Below are 24,510 nucleotides of genomic sequence, written 5' to 3'. Positions count from 1 at the left end.
CCTTTTTCCACATTGAAATCCTCTCCTCGTTCTCTTCTCTCTTCCCTTCGTACCACAAAAGTTAGCTTCTCTCCCATAATTTTTATGACGGGGTTGCGGCTGAAAAGTTATATATGAATATAGGTAATCTCTTATCAAGAGCGGTGGAGGGACTGGCCCGATGAAACCCGGCAACCATTAGGCAAAATTTACGTTTTGCTTAAACGGTGCCAATGCCTGCGGAACGATGGTTCCTGTCGATAGGAGAGTGTGGTGAACTTCTGCATACAAACACTCTCTGCGACGGAGAGTGTTTTATTTTTTGTAGATTTTATAACGGAGAGTCGAATGGGGGAAGAACATGAACATTGAGACTTTGCTTGTCCGAGCAGGAGTGGAAAGAGATAGCACGACTGGCGCGATTAGTACACCGATTTATCAAAGTGCCACATTTCAACATCCGGAACTGGGGGTGAGCACAGGATACGATTATTCCCGCACTGCCAATCCGACCCGAACGGCGCTGGAGGAAGCGATCGCGGCTCTCGAGCAAGGCGCGCGAGGCTTCGCTTTTTCTTCCGGGATGGCCGCGATTACAACCGTGCTGTTTTTGTTTAAGCCGGGAGATCACCTTGTCGTATCCGAAGATTTATACGGAGGAACATATCGGTTGCTTGCACAGGTGTTTTCCGAATTCGGCATTCAGGCAAGTTTTGTTGATACCTCCTGTACGAAGGAGATAGAAGCAGCGATACATCCGGATACACGGGCCTTATTTATCGAAACGCCAACTAACCCGCTGATGAAAATTACCGACCTGGAAAAGGCGGTTGTACTTGCCCGTACATATGGCCTGCTTACCATTATCGATAATACATTCATGACACCCTACCTGCAGCGGCCGCTCACATACGGCGCGGACATTGTGCTTCACAGCGCAACGAAATATTTGGGCGGGCATAATGATACGGTAGCCGGCCTCGTAGTTACACGGGATGCAGAGCTTGGCGAGCGTATCGGTTTGCTGCAGAATGCCTGTGGAGCGATCCTTGGACCGCAGGATGCCTGGCTTATCCTACGCGGCCTTAAAACGCTCGCGATACGGATAGAGAAGCAGCAGCAAAACGCTCTCGCGATTGCCGAATGGCTGCAGCGGCATCCGGCGGTAGAGACGGTGTACTATCCGGGACTGTCCGGACACCCGAACCGAGAAGTCGCTGAGAGGCAAGCATCGGGCTTTGGCGGGATGCTTTCTTTTTCGGTTCATGACCCTGATATTGTCCCACACGTATTAAAAAATGTAAAAGTTATCACGTTTGCTGAAAGTTTAGGCGGTGTGGAAAGTCTCATTACGTTTCCTGCGCGCCAAACGCATGCGGATATACCGGAAGAAGTAAGAGAACATCTCGGGATTACGGACCGGCTGCTGCGGTTGTCTGTCGGGATTGAGAACGCGAACGACTTAATTCTGGATTTAGAGGAGGCGCTTTATGTTAAAAAATAACCAGAAAACGCACGCATCATTCGGAACTCGTCTTGTTCACGCGGAGACGGTAGATGAGAGGCATCACGGAGCGCTCAGCATGCCCATTTACCAGGTGTCGACATTTCATCAATTCTCGCTTTCAGAGCCGGGCCGCTATGATTATTCCCGTTCAGGAAATCCGACCCGTGAAGCGCTGGAACAAGCAATCGCCGACCTCGAAGGCGGTTACGCGGGCTTTGCGTTTTCTTCCGGAATGGCTGCCATTTCCTCCGTCTTCTGTCTCTTTAAGACAGATGATGAAATCTTGCTCTCAGATGATATCTACGGCGGGACCTACCGGGCGATTACGAAGCTATTTCCCCGTTTTGGTATTCAGGCGAAATTTGTGAATACAACCGATATCAATGCTGTGCGAGACGCGATTACCCCGGCGACGCGCGCCGTGTTTTTGGAGAGTCCGTCCAATCCGCAGATGAATATTACCGACATTGAGGCCGTATGCCGACTAGCCAAACAGCACAATCTGCTTACCATCGTAGACAATACGTTTATGACCCCTTACCTGCAGCAACCGCTTCGGTTAGGAGCGGATATTGTGGTGCACAGCGCCACCAAGTATATTGGCGGTCACAGCGATGTTGTAGGCGGATTGGTAGTCGCGGCCGAAAAAGAGCTGGCCGAGGAAATCGGATTTATTCAGAATGCGTTCGGTGCCATTCTCGGCCCGCAGGATTCCTGGCTTTTACTGCGCGGATTGAAAACATTGAAAGTGCGCATGGACCAGCATGAAAAAAGTGCGCGGCGAATAGCGGAATGGCTAGACAATCATTCGGCGGTAGAGCGTGTATATTATCCAGGATTAGCCCATCATCCCGGCCATGAATTGGCGGCTGTTCAGGCGGCAGGCTTCGGGGGAATTATTTCGTTCTCCCTTCGCAATGTGGAGCAAGTGGAAAGCTTTTTGAATCAAATTACGCTGCCGGCCATCGCGGTTAGCCTTGGAGCGGTAGAGAGTATTGTCACCTATCCCGCACGGATGTCGCACGCCAGCATTCCGGAAGCGAAGCGCAAGCAGATGGGTGTGACGGATACGCTGCTGCGGTTATCGGTAGGGCTTGAGGAGCCGGATGATTTAATTCATGATTTTGAGCAGGCTTTCCGATGTATGGGCTTTGCATCATCGGATGTACGGACATACGGGAATATCTCTGTTTCCAAATAAAAAAAGCTGCCCGACGGTTTTTACCGCTGCGGCAGCTTTCTTGCGTTTTACTAGATTTTTTTCTCGAAATGCTGGTAGTCTTTCGAGCTTTTCCATTCTCCGCCCCAGATCCAGCCTCGTTTCTTGAACGCGTTATAACACGCATCGCCCTTTACGATCATTCCTTTTCGAACCACCTTCCGATTCGCGTATGCCTTGGCGGTAGCCGGACTCACGTTGCTGCCGACAACGTGTGGATTTTGCAGCGGGTTAATATCGATAGCAATACCATAGCTATGGTTTGAAAGTTTGTTCTTGCCCGCAACCGTTCTCGTGTTAAAAGCGGAAGTATTGTTAGCTTTCATTGATAAATCGTCCGATCCTTTGTATTCATCCACAAGTCGGATTTTATCGATTGGATAGCGTTTCTTATACAGTTCCTCAAAAATTTCAGATACATCCTTCGCCAGCTTTTTATGAACGATAAGCTCTCCCTGGTGTTCTTTGTTGTCAAACCCTATGTAGCGTACTTTTACATAAGATAAGTCATTCATCTTAACAGGTGTTTTCTTATTGAAAGAAATACCCATAATTTTGCGCTGTATGCTGGCCGGAACGCTGCCATAACTTACGGTAGCCGCCGCTGTAACCTTACCTTCGATAGGAGTAGTGGTAGCGGCCGGAGCTGCGAAAGTTGCTCCTCCTGCCAGCAGTGTCAGTATACAGGTGAAAGCAAGCCTTTCGTAAAAGCGCTTCATTATACGTCACCTCCTGCATTCATAAGCCAAGTATAGCACGGAAAACCAGGGGATAAATGTAACTATGGAAATAAATTCTAACATTTAAGGAAATAGAAGACGGATAGTAATGATGAAAAATACCATATATTTCTTCTTTATAAATACCGTTATTCCCTTTATTTAGGTTGCTAAAAGCGAACATATGTACTATAATGAGAACATAAGTTCTTATATGAATAGAGTTTCCCGCCGCGTCTTGTGAAAGCACCCAGGAAAGGGGAAAATCGTATGAGTATCGAAAACATAGCACAGTCGTTAGAAATTGAACTGCCTGATTCCTATAAGCAGCAGATTATGGAGAAGGAGCGCTGGCTAAAGCTGGCGGACGCTCCGTTCCCGTACCGTCATTATAAAGTAAACGATGATGGAAATATTTATATCTCACAGCAGTGCATTGCAGACAGAAACGCACTGTTATTCGAACAATTTCAATATGAAGCGGAAGATGCCCGGGTAAATACGGATACATGGTGCGTGGGTGTATGGGTTAAAGTGCGTGCCGTCATCAATGGTAAGGAGCACAGCGTACGTCAGTACGGCGTACATACTATCAGCAAGCTTCACGGGGAAGCCAAACCCGGCGGTGACGCGCTGGAGCAAGCGATTAAATCCGCGGTATCTGACGGAATGAAGAAGTGCAGCTCCTGGTTAGGGGTTGCCGCACACATTTATCGGGGTGAAGTAATTTCCATCCGGGCAAATCGGGACAAAGACGGGCAACCGCAGAGCAGGTTCTATATCCAAAATCTTGAGAAGTTCGGTCTTTCAGAGTATGAGTATAAATACGGAATCCCGGTACTGCCTGATTCATTTAAGGTGTTTTACGAGAAGATGGGTTGGACGGACGGAATCTTCTATTCGGATGTATTTGACTTTAGAGACAAGCATTCCGTTAGCCGGGACGAATCCAGAAAGGCAGAAAGAAACCAGGAAAGATCTGAAGAAGAGATCGGTTCAGAGAATCCGGCTTTCATTAACGAGATGCAGGCCAATTATTTGCGCAGTCTCATCCACGATTTTAACGAGAACGCTCAGGAAAGAGATATCGTACAGGCGATTATCGCCTATCTTCTGAAACGGGAAGTTGATGTCGTGAAAGAAGCGGAAGATCTCGGCAAACGGTTTACTACGGTTGACGCTTTGCCGTCCGTACATTTCACGTCCGTGCATCGTTACTTTAAGCAATTGCGAAAGACACGATTGGGAAATACTGAAGAGAAATCGGCGTAAGCATCCTAAAAAAACACAAAAGGAGGTATCAGTATGCTGAACAGAGTAGTTTTGCTCGGACGATTAACGAAAGACCCGGAACTGCGCTATACGCAAAACGGCACAGCGGTTGCCACATTTACTCTGGCCGTAGATAGACGTGTGACCAACCAGCAGGGCGAAAGGGAGACCGATTTTATTCCGATTGTCGTATGGAGCAAGCAGGCGGAGTTGTGTGCACAGTATCTGGGCAAAGGAAGGCAGGCGGCGGTAGAGGGAAGAATTCAGGTCCGCAATTATGAGAACAATGAAGGTCGGCGTGTCTATGTGACGGAAGTGGTTGCGGAAAATGTTCAGTTTCTTGGCGGTGGCCAGGGTTTGGGTGATTTCGAACAGAGAACACCCGTATTCAGCGGAGGCGGTAAGCCTTCACGGAATTTCCAGAATGACAATCCGTTTGCCGACGATCAGCGACCAATCGATATTTCGGATGATGACTTGCCATTTTAATTACCGAACAATGTGCAAGCATGTATGAATCTTTTATTTTAAAGAACATACTGATTAATCATTGAACTGTAAAGAAATAGCGGCAGCTAAGGATTGTGAAAATAACGTCCTAGACTGCCGCTGCCTTTATTGAACTCTCGTTCCCCGTTAGTTGCACGAATTCTGATAAATCTTCTCATTGTTCAGGTTTACAAGCAAAGAAATTGATCAACTATTTTTTTGAATTGGAATCGTTATCTCTAGTCCCTTGACTATATCTGAAGGAAGATCAATTTGATCTCTAGTAATAGGACGTATAGTTAAAGATTTGGGTGGTTCTTGCAAAGGCTGGTAGATCGCTTTCCAACGAATGATTTCTTTCTCCCTATCTATTTTATTTTCCTCAGCTGATGAACTAAGAAGTTCGATTTTATTTCCTTTATCATCAATCACTTCAAAAATCGTCGAAAGGGATCCGCTTGGTTGGATCAATTGCCCCACTACTTCAGTTGAGTTGACTGAGAATGTGACCTTTTCAAGTATTACGGTCATGTCTTGATACGTTTTTGTTAACATTGGTACAATTTGTTTATTTGAAGTGTCATTCTTCACAACCGGAAAGGAAAAAGACCAATCTCCCTTTATATCTCCAATCTTTGTAATAGCAAGATCGAACTTAAATTTGTCGGGTAATGATTCACTTGTGCTAAAGTTAATGACGCCTACAGTATGATGGTCATCAATACGATGGATCGCCCCGCCAGCCCCCCATTTTTCAGGTAAGGTTCCGTTTATTTTTATAGTTTTTTCTTGATAAACCCTGTCAGGCAATTTATCGGGAGACTCCAGTATATATCCAACGGAGACCTGTGAGCCGTCATAAAAGGCTTCCGTGATGGTAACCGTGATATTCTTGTCAGTTGCGATTTTCTGTATATCAGTGACTAAACCTTTTTTCTGGGCTTTTTTGAGTCCGTCACCACCCACAATATTAAATACCGATTGAATTAGAGGCATCTGTTTTAGAGTCTGGGCAAAACTGGGGGATGTAACACCGACTCCGATTACCAGCACTAGCGACGCTGCGGTAGCTGTTATGAGAACGCCCGTTTTTTTTAAAGTTTCCTTTCTTCCATACGCAATGAAAGTAGTTACCGATTTTTGGAGTATGGGCCACGATTGTCTGGTTTTCAATTCTTTTTGTTCCTCCAATTTTTGAAATACACGTTTTTTGAAATCCTCAACATTTACAGTGTGATTTTCGTGACAAAGTTTAGCAGCTTTGATTTGCTTGTCCAAACTCATGATATTCCTCCTCCCATACTTTTCTTAATCGTTTTCTGCCTCGTGCTAGTCTAGACTTCACGGTTCCTTCGTTTATCCCAAGTATTTCGGAAATTTGTTTTAAGGATAACTCTTCAAAATAATACAGGATTATGGGGGTACGATAAGGTTCCAGAAGTTTTAGAACAATATCGTACATTTTTTGATTAGACTCCATTACGAAAAAGGTGTCTTCCGAGCTAATATCAGCACGCTCAGGCAATAGTGCGGATATGATTTCCCTCCACCCTTTCCTTTGCGCCATTCTACACTCGTTAATGACAATTCTAGCAAGCCAGGGGAATGGGTCATGATCTTCCTTGAATTGATCCATTTTTTCGTACACCTTAACAAAAGTATCCTGTACCTTATCCTCTGCTGTTGTCCACTCACGAACGTATGTATACGCAAGGCGAACTAGACGCTGAGTGTACAGATCCATCCATGTTTCCAGTCGTTTTTCACGCTCCAATTTTGTCCTCACCATCCTTTCGCCTGTATTATGCAAAAAAGTAGAAATAGGTTCCCGGTTTTTTTAAAAAATAATTAAACTTTTAGCTACACCCGGAATTACATACCAACAAATGGCTAACGCTGCTCCATGGAGACTATATGAGGATGCAATGACATGCGCACAAGCTGCACTTGTTAATTTTCAGCATCGTCTTTCTCTCTCATCTTATTGGGGAAATGGTACAACCTCCTCATCAGATGGGATGCATGTGAAATACCCCTCCTAAAATAGACACTGTTAAAAACCCCTTGGGTTAGACAATCTATTTTCTAACAAAAATTAAACAACCTTAGCCCGATTGAATATCGGACTAAGGTTTGTGCGTAACTTCGTTACGGGTTTTTAAAGTGCTGTCCACTTGACAGGGGTAAGTTCATATTTTTTGCACTTTTCCCGTTTCCAGCACTTTAGCTTCTATATATCCTAGTTCACGGGAAATTCGACTGGCGGTTTCTTTTGTTTTCTTACGTATGATCTCTTCAACTTTTTCTTGCATTCTTGTAGTCGGGCCACTTACAGTAAGTGCAGCAACAACCTTATGAGTATAGTCCAGTATAGGATAGGAAACACCTATTGTTTCTTCATCCTGTTCACTTCTACTAATGGAATATCCATTACGCCTTATTTTTTCGATTTCCTTATACAGAGTTTCTTTATTTCCGATTGTATGCGGCGTCAACTTAGTAAAAGTCATTTTTTCCATAAGAGTTTCCTGTTCTGCCTTAGGCAAATAAGCAAGTAGTAATTTGGGACCGGAACCGATATATAACTCAGAACGCTTTCCAACTCTTGTATGCAGCCGTACCGCATGGCTGCTTTCAACTTTTTCAATGTATACAGCTTCATCTCCATCCAGTATAACCAGGTGTACAGCTTCATTAATGTCAGCACAGAGTTTTCTCATCCAGGGCAAAGCAACGGTACGTAATTCTAATTGTTCCAGGACTATGTTCCCTAATTCAAGAAGCTTTAGGCCCAAATGGTAGCGAACATCCTGTTCAGTATTCTTCGTCTTTGCCAGAAAACCACATACCTCCAGGGAAGTAAGGAGTCGATAAACCGTTGGCCTCGGCATATTAGACTTAGTTGCTATTTCACTCAGTGTTAGCTCTTTTTTTTCTCCCAGAAAAAAATCCAGTAGTTTAAGAGCTTTAATCACACTTTGATTCATGATTTTTCCTCCAAGGACTGTTGTTATCAAGTATTTAATCATATTAGAAAAACTATTTCAAATAATATAACAGTGTTTCTATTTTTAAAATGATAAAAAGTGTAATATTATTTGACAAAAATATTTGAATATTTTGTCTAATTATTTTATAATCAGATTGCGGAATGAAATATTTGAAATAATATTTCAATAATTGAAATGAGGTGGAGGTAGTTATGAAACGGATTGACTTAAACTGCGATATGGGAGAAAGCTTTGGTGTTTATACGTTAGGAATGGATGAGGAAGTGATCAAATTAATTACTTCTGCAAACATCGCATGCGGATTTCATGCCGGCGACCCAAATGTGATGGATCGAACAGTTCAAATCGCGAAAAAAAATCATGTAGGAATTGGGGTGCATATGGGTTTTCCGGATTTACTCGGTTTCGGCCGAAGAAACATGGACGTTTCTTATGAAGAGTTAGTCAACTATAACATTTATCAGATCGGTGCATTAGAAGCATTTTGTCGTAAACATGATGTGAAAATACAGCATATTAAACCACATGGAAATATGAATAATATGGCTGACACCGATCGTGTAATAGCAGAAGCGATAGTTGACTCTACGCTTATGGTCCTTCCAGGTACACCTATATTCGTAAAACCGGGTAGCGAGTTACACAAAGTATCAGAAGCGAAGGGGGTTCCGGTTATTTTAGAAATTTTTGCAGACCGTGCATATAACAAAGACGGCACCCTTGTCTCTCGCAAAATCCCGGGTGCTGTAATCAAAGATCCAAAAGAAGCAGCAGAAAACGTAGTGCGAATGGTAGTAGAAGGAAAGGCAAAGACAATAGACGGGCAATTGATTGATATTACAGGAGATAGTGTCTGCGTTCATGGGGATACACAAGGTTCGCTTGAGATCATTCGTCATTTGAGAAGCGAACTGGAGAAGGCTGGTGTGAAAATAGCTCCTATCGGCCAATGCGTAGAAGAGGTGAGATAATTTGCATACAAATGCGCTAACCACGTCTCTTTCCTATGTTCCAATGGGGGAACAAACACTCCTTATAAAATTTGAAAATATATTGTCTCCTGAAGTAAATAAGCGTGTTTGCTCCTTTGCCCATATAATTACAGAAAGAAATATTGCAGGAATTGAAAGGCTTATTCCGGCTTTTAATAGTCTGGCAGTTTGCTATAACCCGGTTATTATTAAATTCACTGAATTGGTGAGTGAGCTAAAACTATTAGAAAATCACATTTATAGTGAAGCAAGCACAAATAGTAAAAAAATTTATATTCCAGTAGTATTTGGAGGAAAGTACGGTCCGGATTTACAGGAAGTATCACAAAAAGTCAAACTAAGTCCGGATGAAGTAATAAGCATCCTGCAATCCAAACCTTATCTTGTGTATATGTTAGGATTTATAGCTGGGTTTCCGCATTGCGGGAATATAGATGAACGTTTGATTTTGCCTCGTCGTGCCAATCCACGTCTTAAAATTCCAAAAGGAACCATTGCCATTGCAAATGAGCAGTTAGGGCTTTATACCATTGAGTCACCAGGAGGCTGGAATCTTGTGGGCTGGACACCAATGGAAACATTTAATCCTTATTGTGAGCCCCCAAGCCTGCTCATGGCAGGAGACTATATTCAATGTGTTCAAATCAGTGCAGAGGAAGCGGATTTATGGGACGAACAAAGACAAAGAGAGTGGGATCAGGAATGGAATTCGCTAAAGTAGTGAAGGCAGGATTACTTACTACGGTACAAGATTTAGGCCGTAATTCTTATCAGGTTTTCGGAGTGTCTGCATGTGGAGCGATGGATTCTCTCGCCATGCGTTTTGCAAATATTTTAGTGGGCAATGATGAAGGAGAGGCAGTGCTTGAAGCAACCTTAATCGGTCCTCAGTTAACATTTGAAGGAGAAGGAGTTATTGCAATAACCGGTGGAGATTTATCGCCGCGTATTAATGGGAGGCCCGTCTCGATGTGGAAGTCTCTATATGTTAAAGAAGGAGATGAACTAAGCTTCGGTAACTGCAAATATGGATGTAGGGCGTATATTGCCTTCGCCGGGGGCATTCAGGTTCCAAAAGTTATGGGCAGCCGCTCTACTTTTATACGGGGGAATTATGGAGGAATGGAAGGCCGGGCACTTAAGAACGGTGATCGTATTCCTATCGGAGCATCGAGATTCGATTTCAATCGCATATTTGGGAGAAAATTACAAAGTAAGGATATCCCTAATTATAAAACACCTTGTCCTATTCGGATAATTCTAGGTCCGCATGATACTGCTTTTACGCAAGAAGCGCTCCAAACCCTTGTTTCCAGCACCTATACGATCTCAAATAATTCGGATCGTATGGGATATAGACTCGAAGGAAAGCCGCTTCAACACATAAATGGAGCTGATATTATCTCTGGGTTTATTACGGTTGGTTCTGTACAAGTTCCAGCAAATGGCCAACCAATAGTACACATGGCGGATTGTGGTACATCAGGTGGTTATACAATAGCAGGAGTTGTTATCAGTATCGATATTCCGCATATGGCCCAAAAAAAGCCAGGGGACCAGATTGAATTTGAAGTAATAGAGGTGGAAGATGCTCAAGAGTTGGTAAGAAAACAGGAACAATTGTTCTCGGATTTACGTCTAGCCAATCATCTTATCCCAATGAAGGTGTAAATCACTTTTTTGTAACGTAATGGAGTTCTCAAGATTTATTATAGAGGATGCAGGAGTGATTATGTTGCTTAAGATTTATGAAGTAAGAGAAGTTATCAAGTTAATCGATCAATCTTCAATTCAAAAATTCGAACTCGAACATGAATCATTCAAGATTTCAATAAAGAAAGAAAGTTTGCCAGTTAAATCGACAGCATTATTAGAAGCTAGTCCTATTAGTAAAGAGCAATTTGTTCATGAAAACATAGAGACGTCGGCACCACTGGCACTTCCTCAACAAGAAGCAGATCCTTCAGAGGAAAAAGCTAGTCATACGCAGGCTGATTTACACAGTATTATCTCGCCTATGGTAGGCACATTTTATTGTGCTCCTGAACCGGGAGTTTCTCCTTATGTACAGGTAGGAGATACAGTGAAAGAAGACTCGATTGTTTGCATTGTAGAAGCTATGAAGTTATTTAACGAGATTGAAGCAGAGGTTACAGGGGAAATTGTGGAAGTGTTAGTAAAGAACGGGGAGTTGGTAGAATACGGTCAACCTCTTTTTCTTGTCAAGCCCGAGTAAAGGAGAAACACATATTTAAAAGAGTATTGATTGCTAACACGAGGAGAGATTGCTGTTCGTGTCATCAGGGTATGTAAGGAAATGGGAATTGTGACTGTTGTCGTCTATTCTGAGGCTGATCGTGAGGCGTTGCATGTAAAACCAGTCGATGAAGCTTACTGCATTGGACCTGTGTCAGCTTTTGTACAGGGCAAATTCAATACCAAATTTTTAAAAATGAATTCACTGTCTTTAGTAGAGCAAGATGTGGGAAGGAGAGAGAGATGTTTATAAAACCACGGCGTGTTACGAATGTTCCTTCGTACTTGTTTAACGAAATTAATAGAAAAAAACGAAGTTTAATTGAAAAAGGAGTGGACGTAATTGACCTGGGCATCGGCTGTCCGGACCTGCCTACTCCAGCGCATATTGTAAATCGATTACTTGAAGAAATGAAAGAACCGGATAATTTTAAATATGCTGGTTACAATGGTTGTCTTGAATTCCGGGAAGCAGTGGCTCAATTTTATAAAAAGCATTTCAATGTAGACTTAGACCCGGAGACAGAAGTTCTTGCGCTAATCGGATCAAAAGAAGGTATTGCTCATTTTATTACGGCATCAATCGATCCGAATGATGTTGTTCTGCTTCCGGACCCCGGATATCCAACGTATCGGACAGCTACGTATTTGGCCGATGGAATTCCATACAGTATGCCGTTGCTAAGGGAAAATCAATTTCTTCCGGATTTCTCGATGATACCCGCACAAAAAGTGGAAAAAGCAAAAGTGATGTTTTTAAATTATCCAGGAAATCCGACAGCGGCTGTGGCGGATCTTGAATTTTTTCAGAAAGCGGTAGATTTTTCCCGGCGTAATCGTATAACAATTGCACATGATGCGGCTTATCAAATGGTTACATTTGATGGATATAAGGCTCCAAGTATTTTACAGGTAAAAGAAGCAAAAGAAGTCGCTGTCGAATTTGGTTCACTTTCCAAAACGTATACAATGACAGGATGGAGAATTGGGTATGCAGTGGGAAACAGAGAAGCTCTTCAGTCATTATCCATTGTAAAAAGTAATATAGATACAAGTCAATTTCTTCCTATCCAGAAAGCAGCAGTCACCGCGCTTGTATCTGAGCAAAATTGCGTAAGGGAATACAATCAAATCTACAGGGAACGGATGAATAGTATGCTTACAGCACTTCAGGAAATAGGGATTGAAGCGGATACCCCAAAAGGAAGTTTTTTCATCTGGGCAGCGGTACCTGAAGGATATACGTCTAACGAATTTGCGAGCAAAGTACTGGAACAGACCGGGGTAATTGTAACACCTGGCACAGCATTTGGAGAATACGGAGAAGGATATTTTAGAATCTCATTATCTGTGCCAACGAAACGATTACAGGAAGCTATTCACCGGATTAAGACGAAGATGACCCTTGGTGTTTAGTCCTGTTCTATATATGAAAATATATTTCAAATAATGAAATAAAAAGGAGGGAGAAAATAGTGAAACAGATGATGAGTGGAGCCCGTGCCATTGTAGAGTGTATGCGACTAGAAGGTGTGGAACATGTTTTCTGTGTTCCTGGAGAAAGCTACTTACCTTTGATGGACAGTATCTATGAAACGGATAGTATTAAATTAATTTCTACCCGCCATGAAGGAGGGGCTGCTTTTATGGTGGAAGCATACGGTAAAGCGACTCGAAAGCCAGGTGTAGCTATGGCAACACGGGCTGTCGGAGGAGCTAATTTAGCAATCGGCATTCATACTGCCTATCAGGATTCTACACCCATGGTAGTTTTTCTAGGTCAGGTTCATAGTAAATTTCGTGGCAGGGAAGGATTCCAAGAGGTAGACCTAGATCGTTTTTTCGGTCATATCGCTAAATGGGCCGTAGAAATCAAAGACGTAGAACGGATACCTGAACTCGTACAGCGGGCGTTTCGTATTGCAAAGAGCGGGCGACCGGGACCTGTGGTCATTGCCCTTCCTGAAGATGTTCTTGTAGCAGAAGCTGAAATGAGTTTTGGACCTGTTACTCCAGTTCCAACCCCACGTCCTGGTGCTAAAGAGATTGCATCTGTTCAACAACTACTTGAACAATCGGAACGACCGCTCATTCTTGCTGGAGGTGGTGTAATAGCAGCGGATGGAGAACAGTCGTTGCGTAAACTGGCAGAAAGGTTCGGGATTCCCGTCATGTCTTCGTTTCGTCGCCATGATGTGTTCCCTAATGACCACGCGTTATATGTTGGCCATTCAGGACTTGGCACATTTGCACCTGTACTTGATACGCTGCGTCAGGCTGATCTAGTGCTGGCAATTGGTACACGTTTATCAGAAGTTACAACACAGGATTATAGTATTTTGAACCCGGAACAAAAATTAATTCATATTGATATTGACGTGGCAACACTTGGTAAGGTGTACAGTCCGCATGTTGGTATTGTAGCTGACGCAAAAGAGGCACTGGACGCATTACTTACTATGAAGCTGGATCGAAGCTGGACTGTGTGGGCAAGTGAGCGGCATGAAATATATAAGCATGCTGGTGACAGAGTGGATACGGAGAAAGAACATACGATCGATAACGGGGAAATTATTCGTATTCTCCAAGAGATTCTTCCAGAGGATTCCATAATCACAAACGATGCCGGTAATTTTGCAGGCTGGTTGCACAATTTTTATTCCTTTACCAGTCCCAAAACATATATCGGCCCAACATCAGGTGCGATGGGATACGGATTGCCGGCGGCGATCGGTGTAAAACTGGCAAAACCGGATAAAACAGTTGTTTCCCTGTCAGGAGACGGTGGTTTTATGATGACAATTCAGGAGTTAGAAACGGCAGTTCGTTACAATATTCCGGTTATTGCACTCGTATTTAACAACAGCATGTACGGGACAATTCGAATGCATCAAGAAATGCATTATCCCGAACGGGTTATTGGCACTGAGTTAAGCCACACCAATTTTTCTGCTTTAGGTGTTGCTTTAGGGGCACAGAGCTTCAGTGTAACAACACATAAAGAATTTAAGGATACGCTTAAATACGCGCTCGCCTCTAAAAGAGTAACAATTATTGAAATTATAACAAACCCTGAACGTATTTCTGTACAAGCAACCATCACATCTATTCGCGAGAAATCATTGCAAAAATCTTAAACAAAAAGCAGCGGACGAGATTATAACCATATCTACAGCTCCGTTTCTCATGAGAGTTTACGTGCATTTATATACACTGATACGTTTTACTTGTCTGAAAAATGAACGAAATGGGGTTGATAGTCATGACGGTACCAAATAAATATACTGAGAGTTTATCTCGACAAGAAGTGAGCTTCGGTCCAATGAAACCTACCAATGTTCGCTGGCAAGTGTTTATCATGCTGCTTGTCTTAGTAGCAATTAACTATGTTGATCGCTCTGCTTTATCAATCGCTTTACCTGTCATAACAAAGGACTTAAACCTGGACCCGGCCATTACAGGCGTGATATTAAGTTCTTTTTTCTGGGGATATGCTTTAATGCAAATTCCTTCCGGCTGGATTGCGGACCGGTATAAACCTGCCGGTGTGGTAGCAGGCGCAACGGTATTATGGGGAATCGTACAACTGTTTACGGGATTTGTTAACGGTAGTAAGATGCTTATTGCCTTACGCTTTCTACTTGGTGTGACAGAAGCACCTGTTTATCCGGCGGGAGGAAAATTACAGTCTATCTGGTTAACCTCTAAGGAAAGAGGTCGTGGTGCTACCCTTCTTGACAGTGGATCTCCACTGGGAACAGCAATAGGAGGACCGATTATTGTAGGATTTATGGCCTGGTTCGGTGGATGGCGCAGTGCCTTGATCGGAACAGGGATTCTCACTATTATAATTGGATTACTTACCTGGAGGGTTATTAGAGGAAATCCTTCCACGAATCCAAGAGTAAATGAAGCGGAACGTAAATACCTGGAAACTGAGCTTAATAAGGAATATAATAACGCTGAGATCTTGTCTACGGGAGCAGTCGGAATTAAGCAGTACGTAAGAAGTGGTAGTTTCTGGTTTATGTGCTTAGGTTGGTTTGCGTATTGCACCGTATATTATGGTTTGATGACATGGGGACCAATGTATTTAGCTAAGACACAACATTTAGATATAAAGAGTATAGGCACGTCTGTGTTTATTATCTTTGGTGCAGGATTTGTCGGAGAATTAATTGGCGGCTGGATTGCGGATTTTTGGAGACAGAAAGGAGGAAGTCATAATACGGTCATGCGTACGCTCCTGTCTATTTCTGGGGTGGTGACCGGCATTTCGATTTTCCTCCTAGGACACATAACTTCGGTGAACATGGCTATTACCTTACTTGCTATTGCACTGTTTTTCCTTCGTTGGACCGGATTATACCTGACTGTGCCTGCCGCTATCGCCCAACGTCAACACGTCGGTATGGTAGCAGGGTGTATGAGTTTCTTAGGGAATATTTCAGGTATTATTACACCCATTTGTATTGGTTTTATTGTATCTATCACAGATTCCTACTTTATTGCTCTTATGTTGTTTTCTGCTACTGGTCTAGTTTTGGCTGTAGCGTCTATGCTTATTAATTATGCTAAAAAGATAGGAACCTAAACCTGGTTTAAGCAGTATTAATATTTATTAGGGTAACGAGCCTTCTGAATAGCAAGAATCAGAAGGCCTTTTCTATAATATGGCCAGATTGCGACCGGAAAAATACAGGTGATAATGCTTAGCAAAGAAATGATAAAGAAGCAAGAAATCATACCGTATCTTTATGTGATCTATCGGGATGCTAAAAGCGCGAGAAATATGTGTTTAGCCGTTGTAAAAGGATATAGTTTTTGGGATGCATTTAGGTACGGAAAAAGATTGAAGTAGAGATTACAGATTACCACCGAACCAGCAGCATAGAGATTACAGGCAGCAGAGTGGGCTGGCACAAAACCGATCGATCTTCATTGCTTTCAAGAAACCGCGAATTTGTATTGAAGGAAACGGATTTGTTGACCTGAACATACCTAAAAAATTTTTTCTGAAAATTAAAGTGGAAATAGAAGTTTTCATATTTTTTAGGTAAAAGGGAAATAGATCTAAAATTCCTAGTTGACCGTTAGGATTAATTGTATTATGATGGTGCCAACAAGCAAAAAAGGTAGATGACTTATCAAGAGAGGCGGAGGGATTGGCCCGATGAAGCCCGGCAACCCCTGTGTTCTTTCGTTGGCGAAGAACACGGGAAGGTGCTACATCCAGCAGGAGAATTTCCTGAGAGATAAGGAATGTGCTGATATCGCCTCCTTATCTCACAGGGGTAAGGAGGTGTTTATGTGTCCGCAGAAAAAGAAGAACAAAACCAAATGATCGATTATATTTTGGATGCGCTGCAAGGATTACAGTATGGATCGATTCAAATCGCCATCCATGATTCAAAAATTACACAAATCGATCGTTTGGAAAAGCAACGCTTCCCGGTTCAGCGCTCGTCTTCTTCAACAACCAACGTATCAAGATTCTCGTCCAAAAGAAAGTAGCACACGAAACCACATCGACAGCCGATCGGTCAACCGAAGGCTCCTGCTCTATTTGCCTGCCGGTGCGCAAGGGAGTGGGAGCCTTTTTTAGTACATGATTTCATAATGGAGGAAAATAAAATGGCAGATATTATTAGCATTTCTGGAGGCATTTCTCCTAGCTCCCGTACTTCATCTGTAGTTCGGTATCTGAACACTCTGATCGGGCATCAGGGATTGCATACGGTTTCGTTTACCGTGCGTGATATTCCTGCAGAGGATTTAGTCTATGGCAGATTTGATAGTCCTGTTGTACACAACATCAGTACATTAATTGAAGAGGCGAGCGGCGTTATTATTGCAACCCCGGTATACAAAGCGGCGTATGCAGGAGGATTGAAAGCGCTGCTTGATTTATTGTCGCGTGATGCGCTGGCGAACAAAGTTGTACTTCCGCTGGCTGTAGGAGGTACATTAAGTCATCTATTAAGTATTGATTATGCACTGAAACCGGTGCTTTCGGCCCTGGGAGCCCGTTATATTCTGGGCGGCGTCTATTTGCTAGATTCAAGCATTGAAGTTGTCAGCGATGGAACCATTCGTGTAGATGAAGAAAACAATCAGCGACTCAAGCGTTCTTTGCATGAATTTATTACCGTTATCAAGCAAAACCAGGAGGTACCTGTGCGAACGTAAAAAAGCTGCTGAATGGAACATTGTTTTTGAAAGAACATCAGAAGAGGACGCGGTAGCCCAATAAACAAGAAGATGTGCTGTGTTTTTTCAGGTATTTGAGAAAGCAAGCGAACGAGGAGGGAGATAGAGATGATGGAAACATGGGTGAATGACCATTTGGATCTTTATATTTACGCTAAAAAAATTGGTGATATCGAATGGCAGAAACAAATTCTGGCTGCTTTGCATAACAAAGATCAACTGCTTCGTCAGGAGTTGCACCAAATGGTTAGCGAGGGATTGTGGAAGAAGTTTGATCAGATTAATGAAGATTTGGTGCTCGTTTATCGTCAGCTTTGCCACAGCAAAGAACCGCATCTATTTGAGGAATTAAAATGGAAAGTACTGCTTCTCAGAGCGGAGAGGCAAAGCATTATGGAACAAATTCGCCAGCTTCATCTTGTTCTTTCTTCGTAATATAGCACAAAAAAGGATGAAAACAGGTAAATGTTATCTTTTATTCTTACTTGACTTATTGGAGTAATGATATTTATAATGTAAAAAATTGATAGTATCTTAGATAGCCGATCAGTCAACTGAAGGCTCCTTTTTATTTAGCTTTTATTCAGCTATTTAATAAGGAGTCTTTTTTTATTTATATTGCAACGAGAAAGGAGATAGTAAATGGAAAGAGAAAAGGGACCACGGGAAATAGACAAAAAGCAAGTGCATGTACGAGTAATTTCGATGGCTAGCATTGCGTTACTGATGCTGATTTGGACAGTAAGTACAAATTTGAGATGGATAGACCCGTTTTTTTTGCCTTCTCCTCAATCGGTATGGGCAGCCTTTTTAGACTTAATATGGGAAGGATACAAAGGCTCCTCGTTGGGGACCCATGTTTTAAACAGCCTGTATCGATTATTTTTGGCTCTAGTTTTAGCATTTTTTACAGCAGTACCGCTTGGGATTTTATGTGGTTATTCAAAATATATACTTGCCATTTTTGATCCAATCATTGAGTTTTACAGGCCTTTGCCGCCACTAGCCTACTACGCATTACTCGTTCTGTGGCTAGGTATCGATAACACTTCAAAAATAGCTCTATTATTTCTCAGTGCTTTTGCTCCACTGTTTATTGCTACCGTATCAAGTGTACAACGGGTGCCACGTGATCGGATAAACAGTGCCCTGTCATTAGGAGCAACGAAAACGAAGATTCTTGTACATATTGTCCTTCCGTCCTGCCTTCCAGATATTATTACAGGACTTCGGACAGCAATTGGTGTTACATATGCGACGTTAGTGGCTGCAGAAATGGTAGCTGCTACTTCAGGAATCGGATGGATGGTATTGGACGCGAGTAAGTATTTGCGAAGTGATATTGTTTTCGTAGGCATTATTTTAATGGGGGGAATTGCCATACTGATGGATAGCATTATTAGATGGTATCAACGCCTTCAATTCCATTGGGTTGGGAGAGAAGGATAATAAAAATTTAGAATAGTAAAAAATACCGTATAAAGAGAGAGGTTGATGGTTATGCAAAGAAAAATATACGTGGGGCTAGTAACACTAATGGTTATCATTTTTACTTTTATCACCGGATGCTCGGATCAAGCAGCATCAACTCAAAAAGGTAATTCTTTACCTTCTTCGTCTGGTGCAATCCCAAAAGAAATTAGAATAGGTTATCAGGTTTCTCCTAATGGAGAACTCCTTGCTAAGGCTTTAGGATTACTGGAGAAAAAGTATCCGGATATAAAAGTGAATTGGATTAAATTTGATTCAGGACGAGATGTCAATAATGCGATAGCGAGTGGGAGTATCGATTTTGGTCTTGTAGGGACCCCACCAGGCTCTATAGGAATTGCAAAAGGATTGCCTTATCAGGTATATTACCTTCACGATCTCATTGGTGAAAGTGAGGCATTGGTAGTAAAAGAAGATGCGGGCATTACATCATTAAAAGATTTGAAAGGCAAGAAAATTGCAACCACCTTCAGTTCAACCTCACACTTTAGTTTATTGGGGGCGCTAAAGAAAGAAGGGATTGATCCACAAAAAGAAAACATAACGATTCTTGATATGCAGGTGCCTGATATTTATGCTGCATGGAAACGAAAAGATATCGATGGCGCTTATATTTGGCAGCCAATGCAGGCAAAATTGGTGCAGGATGGAGGCGATATCATCATTACATCTAAAGACTTAGCTGCTAAAGGTGTAATAACAGCAGAGTTTGGAATTGTTCATAAAGATTTTGCAAAGAATTATCCTGACATTGTAAAAGGGTATATCTCTGTTTTGGATGAGGCAGTACATTATTATCATGAAAAACCGGAACAATCAGCACAAGTCCTTTCTAAAGAACTGGAATTATCTCCAGAGGAAAGCTTAAAAACGATGAAACAAATCATATGGTTAGACGTTTCCCAGCAGAAAAAGTATTTTGGTACCCCGGGACAACCGGGAGAGCTGGCTAAAGTGTTAAAGGATACCGGTGATTTTATGGCAGCGCAGAAAGCGATTGCCTCTTCACCCGATGCCCCTGCGTATCAACAGGCTCTATTAAGTGATTTATATAAGTAAGGTGCAAGATGCGTAAGGGGGGACGTTTGTGCCAGTCAATATATCTCGTATACAGCATGTCGAAAGTTCCGCATGCTTTCCATTTATCGAAATGAAAAACATCAGCCTGCACTTTTCCGATCATTATGAAAAATTATGCGTATTAGAAGATATTACACTTCAATTATACAAAGGTGATTTTGTATGCGTGCTGGGTCCGTCAGGCTGCGGTAAATCGTCGCTGCTACATGTTCTGGCAGGTTTCCAGAAGCCTACAAGTGGAGACATAACGATTAATGGAACACGGCATACCCGACCGAATTCGGATGTAGGCGTGGTGTTCCAACATCATAATTTATTTTCATGGTTATCTATTCAAAAAAACATAGAATTTGGCTTGAAAATGAAAGGCATACCAAGGTCAGAGCGAAAAAATCTTGTTTCTTCTTATTTAAAGATAGTAGGATTAGAGGATTCTGCCGCGAAGTGGCCTTATCAACTTTCAGGAGGCATGAAGCAAAGAGCAGCTATTGCTCGAACACTGGCCGCTGATCCTAAAGTGATATTAATGGATGAACCATTTAGTGCACTTGATGCGCTAACCCGCGAATCCATGCAGAATCACCTTCACAGGATTTGGATACAAACAAAAAAATGCATATTTTTTATTACTCATGACGTAGAGGAAGCGTTGTTACTCGGAACACGAATTGTAGTCATGCAGCCTAACCCTGGAAGGATTGTAGTTGATATGCCGAATCCGTTACCACGCCATAAATCAATTGAAGAAAATAAACATGTAAAGGAATTTAATGATCTACGAAATTATTTAATCTCTATGATAAGAAAGCAGTAGATACCCGTTATGTAACGCCGACCGGACAACTGGAGGCCAGGACATCGCTTATAGGGATGATCTGGCCTTTTTTGTTGACCCGTATATAAACTAAAAATCATTTCTATTTGAATGAATTAATGAGGAGGAAGCAATATGAGTAAAGATGATCAAACTCAGTTTATTAAAACAAACCTGAAGATTGAACCGGTAGCCGGGAGAATTGGTGCCGAAATAAAAGGGCTTCGACTTTCTGAACATTTAGGCGCTCCGGAAGTTTACGCAATACGGCAGGCTTTGTTGAAATATAAAGTACTTTTCTTCCGTAAGCAGTACCACCTTGATGATGCTGGTCAGGAAGCTTTTGCCCGTCTTTTAGGTGAGCCTGTTTCTCATCCAACGGTACCAATTAAAGAGGGAACACAGCATTTGCTTGAGCTGAATTCAAACGACGGAGGAGGACGTGCCGATGCCTGGCACACCGATGTAACATTTGTAGATGCTTATCCGCAGGCTGCAATTCTTCGTGCCGTTATAATTCCCGAAACCGGCGGGGATACCGTTTGGGCGAATACTGCCGCCGCCTATGAGAACCTACCGGAAGGGTTGCGTGACCTTGCTGATCGTCTTTGGGCGCTGCATACCAACGAATACGATTATGCAGCCCATCATAAAGGCACCTCATCAGCAGACGATTACTACTATAATGAATTGTTTACATCGACGATTTACGAGACCGAGCATCCTGTCGTACGAGTGCATCCAGAGACAGGAGAGCGAACATTAGTGCTGGGGCAGTTTGCGAAGAAAATTTTAGGATTATCGTTAGAAGATTCCAATCATCTCATTTCTGTTCTTCAGGGACATATCACTCAATTGGAGAATACTGTCCGCTGGCGCTGGGCTGTTGGGGATGTAGCGATCTGGGACAATCGAGCAACACAACATTATGCAATTAATGATTATGGAGACCAGGAGCGTGTAGTACGCCGAGTTACTTTGGCCGGTGATGTTCCTGTCAGTATTGATGGACGACATAGTGTTACACGGAAGAAAGTAAAGCCGATTCCGGACAACGTCTAACCATACCATCTTATGCACCGGGCTGTGAAGAGGTAATGCTCGTATTCTATGAGTAAAATAAATATAGCTGTTGAAGGTTGACTTCCTTGTTCATTTATCATAATATACTTACATAAAGTAAGTAATTTGGAACAGGAGGGGCATCATGATTACGATATATCCGGCAGCTTCCCGTTATTCAACCAATCATGGATGGCTGCAGAGCAACTTCAGTTTTTCGTTTGCCGAGTATTACGATCCGAACAACCTGCAATTTGGTCCGCTCCGCGTGTTTAATGATGATATCGTCCAGCCTCTAACAGGATTTGGGTCCCATCCGCACCGTGAGATGGAGATTGTATCCATTGTTCTTCAGGGACAGCTCAAACATCAGGACAGTACCGGAAATTCCGAGGTGCTCGTCCCGGGGGAAATTCAGCGTATGACGGCCGGAACAGGCATCGTCCATTCCGAGTTTAACCCATCCGATACAGAAGACGTGAATTTCCTACAGCTATGGTTCCTGCCGGACGAGAAGGGACTCAAGCCTTCTTATGAACAATTCGCTTATGACCAGGAAGCATTGAAAAATAACCTGCTGCCTATTGTGTCCAAGCGTCAGACCGGTGAACACCGTGTAGCGCATATCCATCAGGATTTGACGCTGTATCTCTCCAGGCTCGATGCCGACAAAACGATTACGTTTAGCCAGCCGGAAGGCCGGCGCATTTATGTATTTGTTATGGAAGGCGAGTTAGAGCTGAACGGTGAAAAGGTGCTGCAAAAACGGGATGCGGCACGCATTAATGAGACGCCGACATTAGAAGTAAAAGCGAAGAATGATACGCATTTCATGCTTATTGACTTACCGTAGACGAAACCGCCATGGTTTTTCAACCGCAACTCCGACATGAAAATTACGGGAAGGCCGGCTGAATTCTGCGATAAGAAAGAAAAAAGAGGAAAGAATGAGGGAATGATTTCCTTCTTTCCTCACGATTTATCGTTCTTCCACTATCATACGCAGCCCGTTTTTCGGGCGGAGCGTCACGACAGGCTCGGGTTTCACCGGATGGTGGCCGACTACAAGACGCATCCGGAATTTCTGTGCAATCGTTACGAGAATCAGGGTTGCTTCCATAATGGCGAAGTGGTTGCCAATACAGACTCGCGGACCGCCGCCGAACGGGAAGAACGCGAACTGCGGAATTTCTTTTAGCAGATTGCCTTCAAACCGTTCAGGATGAAATTCATCCGGGCGCTCAAAATATTCCGGCCTGCGGTGCATGACGTATTGGCTCATCATCAGCGTTTCACCGGGCTTAAACGTATATCCGCCGATTTCTACCTCATCGATTGCTTCGCGGTTAATCGCCCACGCTGCCGGATATAGGCACAGCGCTTCCCAGATAATATTTTCCGCGTATTTTAGCTCCGGTAAATCTTCGAACGTTACACGGCGTCCTCTAAGTACCCGATCAATCTCTTTCCACAGTTTTTCCTCTGCTTTCGGATTTTGTGAGAGAAGATACAGCGTCCAGGACAGCGTATTGGCTGTCGTTTCATGTCCGGCGACGAAGATAGTCATGACTTCATCACGCACCTGCTTGTCTGTCATGCCCGTGTTATCTTCTTCATCGCGTGCCGCCAGCAGCATAGACAGCAAATCGTCCCGGGGAGGTTCCTTGCTTTTGCGTCTTTCTTCAATGATTGAGTAGATGACGCGGTCAAGTGTTTGCGCCGCTTCCTTGAACTCGAGGTTGCTTCTGGTTGGAATATTTTGCGGAATGTCGATGAAGGATGAGGCGCGCCTGCTTACGTATTTAAGGCCGACTTCGATTGTGTGTCCAATATCGTCCGCATCTTCTTTAACATCAGTTCCAAACATCGTTTTTGTAATAATCGCCAGAGTCAATTCCATCATATCCTTTGTGATAATGCGTTCTTCGCCATTCTGCCACTGTCCTATCATCGCTTCCCCGTAATTGACCATCGTATCTGCATAGAGTTTAATGTGGTTCTGACGGAACGAGGGCTGCATCAGGCGGCGCTGACGCATGTGGTGCTCGCCTTCGCTGGTTAAGATGCCTTCTCCGACAACCGCCTTGGCGACTTGAAGTCCTTTTCCTTTCCGAAAATGGGCCTGTTTGGTGACAAGAATGTCTTTAATATAGTCGGGATTGTTAATTAGATATAGATGACGAGGACCGAACCTCAGGTGGACTATGTCTCCGTATTCTCGTGCCGCCCGCTGCAGAAATTCCAGCGGATTTTTACGAAATGACAATAAGTTCCCGGTAATAGGCAGTCCTTTTGGGCCCAGCACTTCCAATTCATTCATATGTATACCTCCATTTTTCTGTGAAAATCATGAAAAAAGAAGGAGAGGGAAGAGGAAAGAAGATCTGGGGAAGAAAAAGGCCTTCGCCT

Annotated in this window: 24 protein-coding genes, 2 pseudogenes and 2 riboswitches; of the genes and pseudogenes, 21 read left to right on the top strand and 5 right to left on the bottom strand. The window is 43.1% G+C overall.

Annotated features, from left to right (window positions below; genetic code table 11):
* Window positions 1–128 precede the first annotated feature (128 nt).
* Window positions 129–246, top strand: a riboswitch (SAM riboswitch).
* Between the two features lie 94 nt (window positions 247–340).
* Window positions 341–1,483 (top strand): trans-sulfuration enzyme family protein, encoded by a 1,143-nt coding sequence (locus B2899_RS12365; RefSeq protein ID WP_286886173.1) that lies wholly within the window; start codon window positions 341–343, stop codon window positions 1,481–1,483.
* Window positions 1,470–2,687 (top strand): trans-sulfuration enzyme family protein, encoded by a 1,218-nt coding sequence (locus tag B2899_RS12360; protein ID WP_286886170.1) that lies wholly within the window; start codon window positions 1,470–1,472, stop codon window positions 2,685–2,687. Before B2899_RS12365 ends, B2899_RS12360 begins: the two co-directional genes overlap by 14 nt.
* A 50-nt stretch (window positions 2,688–2,737) precedes the next feature.
* On the opposite strand, the gene B2899_RS12355 is transcribed toward B2899_RS12360, so the two are convergent.
* Window positions 2,738–3,424, bottom strand: coding sequence for a M15 family metallopeptidase (locus B2899_RS12355; protein ID WP_286886168.1), 687 nt, complete (start codon window positions 3,422–3,424; stop codon window positions 2,738–2,740).
* 270 nt (window positions 3,425–3,694) lie between these two features.
* Here B2899_RS12355 and B2899_RS12350 point away from each other — a divergent pair, with 270 nt between their 5' ends.
* Together B2899_RS12350 and B2899_RS12345 are read left to right on the top strand one after the other, a co-directional pair.
* Window positions 3,695–4,696, top strand: coding sequence for a Rad52/Rad22 family DNA repair protein (locus B2899_RS12350; protein ID WP_286886166.1), 1,002 nt, complete (start codon window positions 3,695–3,697; stop codon window positions 4,694–4,696).
* A gap of 33 nt (window positions 4,697–4,729) precedes the next feature.
* Window positions 4,730–5,185: a single-stranded DNA-binding protein gene (locus B2899_RS12345; protein WP_286886162.1), complete on the top strand. Its 456-nt coding sequence runs from the start codon at window positions 4,730–4,732 to the stop codon at window positions 5,183–5,185.
* A gap of 207 nt (window positions 5,186–5,392) precedes the next feature.
* On the opposite strand, the gene B2899_RS12340 is transcribed toward B2899_RS12345, so the two are convergent.
* Window positions 5,393–6,469 carry a DUF4179 domain-containing protein gene (locus B2899_RS12340; RefSeq protein WP_286886161.1) on the bottom strand — a complete coding sequence of 359 codons (1,077 nt, stop codon included), beginning with the start codon at window positions 6,467–6,469 and terminating at the stop codon, window positions 5,393–5,395.
* Window positions 6,438–6,959, bottom strand: coding sequence for an RNA polymerase sigma factor (locus B2899_RS12335; protein ID WP_286886158.1), 522 nt, complete (start codon window positions 6,957–6,959; stop codon window positions 6,438–6,440). Before B2899_RS12335 ends, B2899_RS12340 begins: the two co-directional genes overlap by 32 nt.
* Before the next feature lie 85 nt (window positions 6,960–7,044).
* Here B2899_RS12335 and B2899_RS12330 point away from each other — a divergent pair.
* Window positions 7,045–7,215: pseudogene (locus B2899_RS12330) on the top strand (Tn3 family transposase); the annotation flags it as partial.
* A 159-nt stretch (window positions 7,216–7,374) separates the two neighbouring features.
* Here B2899_RS12330 and B2899_RS12325 read toward each other — a convergent pair.
* Window positions 7,375–8,172, bottom strand: a complete 798-nt coding sequence (locus tag B2899_RS12325) for an IclR family transcriptional regulator (RefSeq protein ID WP_146807882.1) — start codon at window positions 8,170–8,172, stop codon at window positions 7,375–7,377.
* Between the two features lie 215 nt (window positions 8,173–8,387).
* Here B2899_RS12325 and B2899_RS12320 point away from each other — a divergent pair, with 215 nt between their 5' ends.
* From B2899_RS12320 to B2899_RS12245, 16 genes and pseudogenes are all read left to right on the top strand, one after another.
* Window positions 8,388–9,167: a LamB/YcsF family protein gene (locus tag B2899_RS12320; RefSeq protein ID WP_146807883.1), complete on the top strand. Its 780-nt coding sequence runs from the start codon at window positions 8,388–8,390 to the stop codon at window positions 9,165–9,167.
* A 1-nt stretch (window position 9,168) separates the two neighbouring features.
* Window positions 9,169–9,909, top strand: coding sequence for a 5-oxoprolinase subunit PxpB (gene pxpB, locus B2899_RS12315; RefSeq protein WP_146807884.1), 741 nt, complete (start codon window positions 9,169–9,171; stop codon window positions 9,907–9,909).
* Window positions 9,855–10,859 (top strand): biotin-dependent carboxyltransferase family protein, encoded by a 1,005-nt coding sequence (locus B2899_RS12310; RefSeq protein ID WP_246147170.1) that lies wholly within the window; start codon window positions 9,855–9,857, stop codon window positions 10,857–10,859. The genes pxpB and B2899_RS12310 overlap by 55 nt, the downstream gene beginning before the upstream one ends.
* 64 nt (window positions 10,860–10,923) lie before the next feature.
* Window positions 10,924–11,424: an acetyl-CoA carboxylase biotin carboxyl carrier protein gene (gene accB / locus B2899_RS12305; protein WP_414631774.1), complete on the top strand. Its 501-nt coding sequence runs from the start codon at window positions 10,924–10,926 to the stop codon at window positions 11,422–11,424.
* 11 nt (window positions 11,425–11,435) lie between these two features.
* Window positions 11,436–11,599, top strand: a pseudogene (locus B2899_RS18325) (biotin carboxylase N-terminal domain-containing protein); the annotation flags it as partial.
* Between the two features lie 88 nt (window positions 11,600–11,687).
* Window positions 11,688–12,860 (top strand): LL-diaminopimelate aminotransferase, encoded by a 1,173-nt coding sequence (locus B2899_RS12295; RefSeq protein WP_286886150.1) that lies wholly within the window; start codon window positions 11,688–11,690, stop codon window positions 12,858–12,860.
* Between the two features lie 68 nt (window positions 12,861–12,928).
* Window positions 12,929–14,581 (top strand): thiamine pyrophosphate-dependent enzyme, encoded by a 1,653-nt coding sequence (locus tag B2899_RS12290; protein ID WP_286886174.1) that lies wholly within the window; start codon window positions 12,929–12,931, stop codon window positions 14,579–14,581.
* A gap of 125 nt (window positions 14,582–14,706) precedes the next feature.
* Window positions 14,707–16,038 carry an MFS transporter gene (locus B2899_RS12285; protein ID WP_286886148.1) on the top strand — a complete coding sequence of 444 codons (1,332 nt, stop codon included), beginning with the start codon at window positions 14,707–14,709 and terminating at the stop codon, window positions 16,036–16,038.
* Window positions 16,039–16,585: 547 nt separating this feature from the next.
* Window positions 16,586–16,706: riboswitch (SAM riboswitch) on the top strand.
* A gap of 48 nt (window positions 16,707–16,754) precedes the next feature.
* Window positions 16,755–16,958, top strand: coding sequence for a YezD family protein (locus B2899_RS12280; protein WP_246147171.1), 204 nt, complete (start codon window positions 16,755–16,757; stop codon window positions 16,956–16,958).
* Window positions 16,959–17,078: 120 nt separating this feature from the next.
* Complete coding sequence (gene ssuE / locus B2899_RS12275) at window positions 17,079–17,633, top strand: NADPH-dependent FMN reductase (protein WP_146807888.1); 555 nt, start codon at window positions 17,079–17,081, stop codon at window positions 17,631–17,633.
* A gap of 129 nt (window positions 17,634–17,762) precedes the next feature.
* Window positions 17,763–18,089, top strand: a complete 327-nt coding sequence (locus B2899_RS12270; protein WP_146807889.1) for a hypothetical protein — start codon at window positions 17,763–17,765, stop codon at window positions 18,087–18,089.
* Window positions 18,090–18,359: 270 nt separating this feature from the next.
* Window positions 18,360–19,103, top strand: coding sequence for an ABC transporter permease (locus B2899_RS12265; protein WP_414631773.1), 744 nt, complete (start codon window positions 18,360–18,362; stop codon window positions 19,101–19,103).
* Window positions 19,104–19,148: 45 nt separating this feature from the next.
* Window positions 19,149–20,204, top strand: a complete 1,056-nt coding sequence (locus B2899_RS12260; RefSeq protein WP_286886143.1) for an aliphatic sulfonate ABC transporter substrate-binding protein — start codon at window positions 19,149–19,151, stop codon at window positions 20,202–20,204.
* Between the two features lie 28 nt (window positions 20,205–20,232).
* Window positions 20,233–21,039 (top strand): ABC transporter ATP-binding protein, encoded by an 807-nt coding sequence (locus B2899_RS12255; RefSeq protein WP_286886140.1) that lies wholly within the window; start codon window positions 20,233–20,235, stop codon window positions 21,037–21,039.
* Between the two features lie 135 nt (window positions 21,040–21,174).
* Window positions 21,175–22,101 (top strand): TauD/TfdA dioxygenase family protein, encoded by a 927-nt coding sequence (locus B2899_RS12250; RefSeq protein WP_146807891.1) that lies wholly within the window; start codon window positions 21,175–21,177, stop codon window positions 22,099–22,101.
* A gap of 145 nt (window positions 22,102–22,246) precedes the next feature.
* A complete protein-coding gene (locus tag B2899_RS12245) occupies window positions 22,247–22,954 on the top strand; it encodes a pirin family protein (protein ID WP_286886137.1) in 708 nt (235 codons plus the stop codon).
* Window positions 22,955–23,080: 126 nt separating this feature from the next.
* Here the strand turns inward: B2899_RS12245 and B2899_RS12240 are convergent, their stop codons facing one another.
* Window positions 23,081–24,421 (bottom strand): cytochrome P450, encoded by a 1,341-nt coding sequence (locus tag B2899_RS12240; protein WP_286886136.1) that lies wholly within the window; start codon window positions 24,419–24,421, stop codon window positions 23,081–23,083.
* Window positions 24,422–24,510: the final 89 nt, after the last annotated feature.

The sequence above is a fragment of the Aneurinibacillus sp. UBA3580 genome (genome assembly GCF_002375825.1).
GTDB classification, from domain to species: domain Bacteria; phylum Bacillota; class Bacilli; order Aneurinibacillales; family Aneurinibacillaceae; genus Aneurinibacillus; species Aneurinibacillus danicus.
The sequence above is the reverse complement of the archived record's forward strand: the minus strand, read 5'-3'. Positions and strand labels throughout refer to the sequence as shown.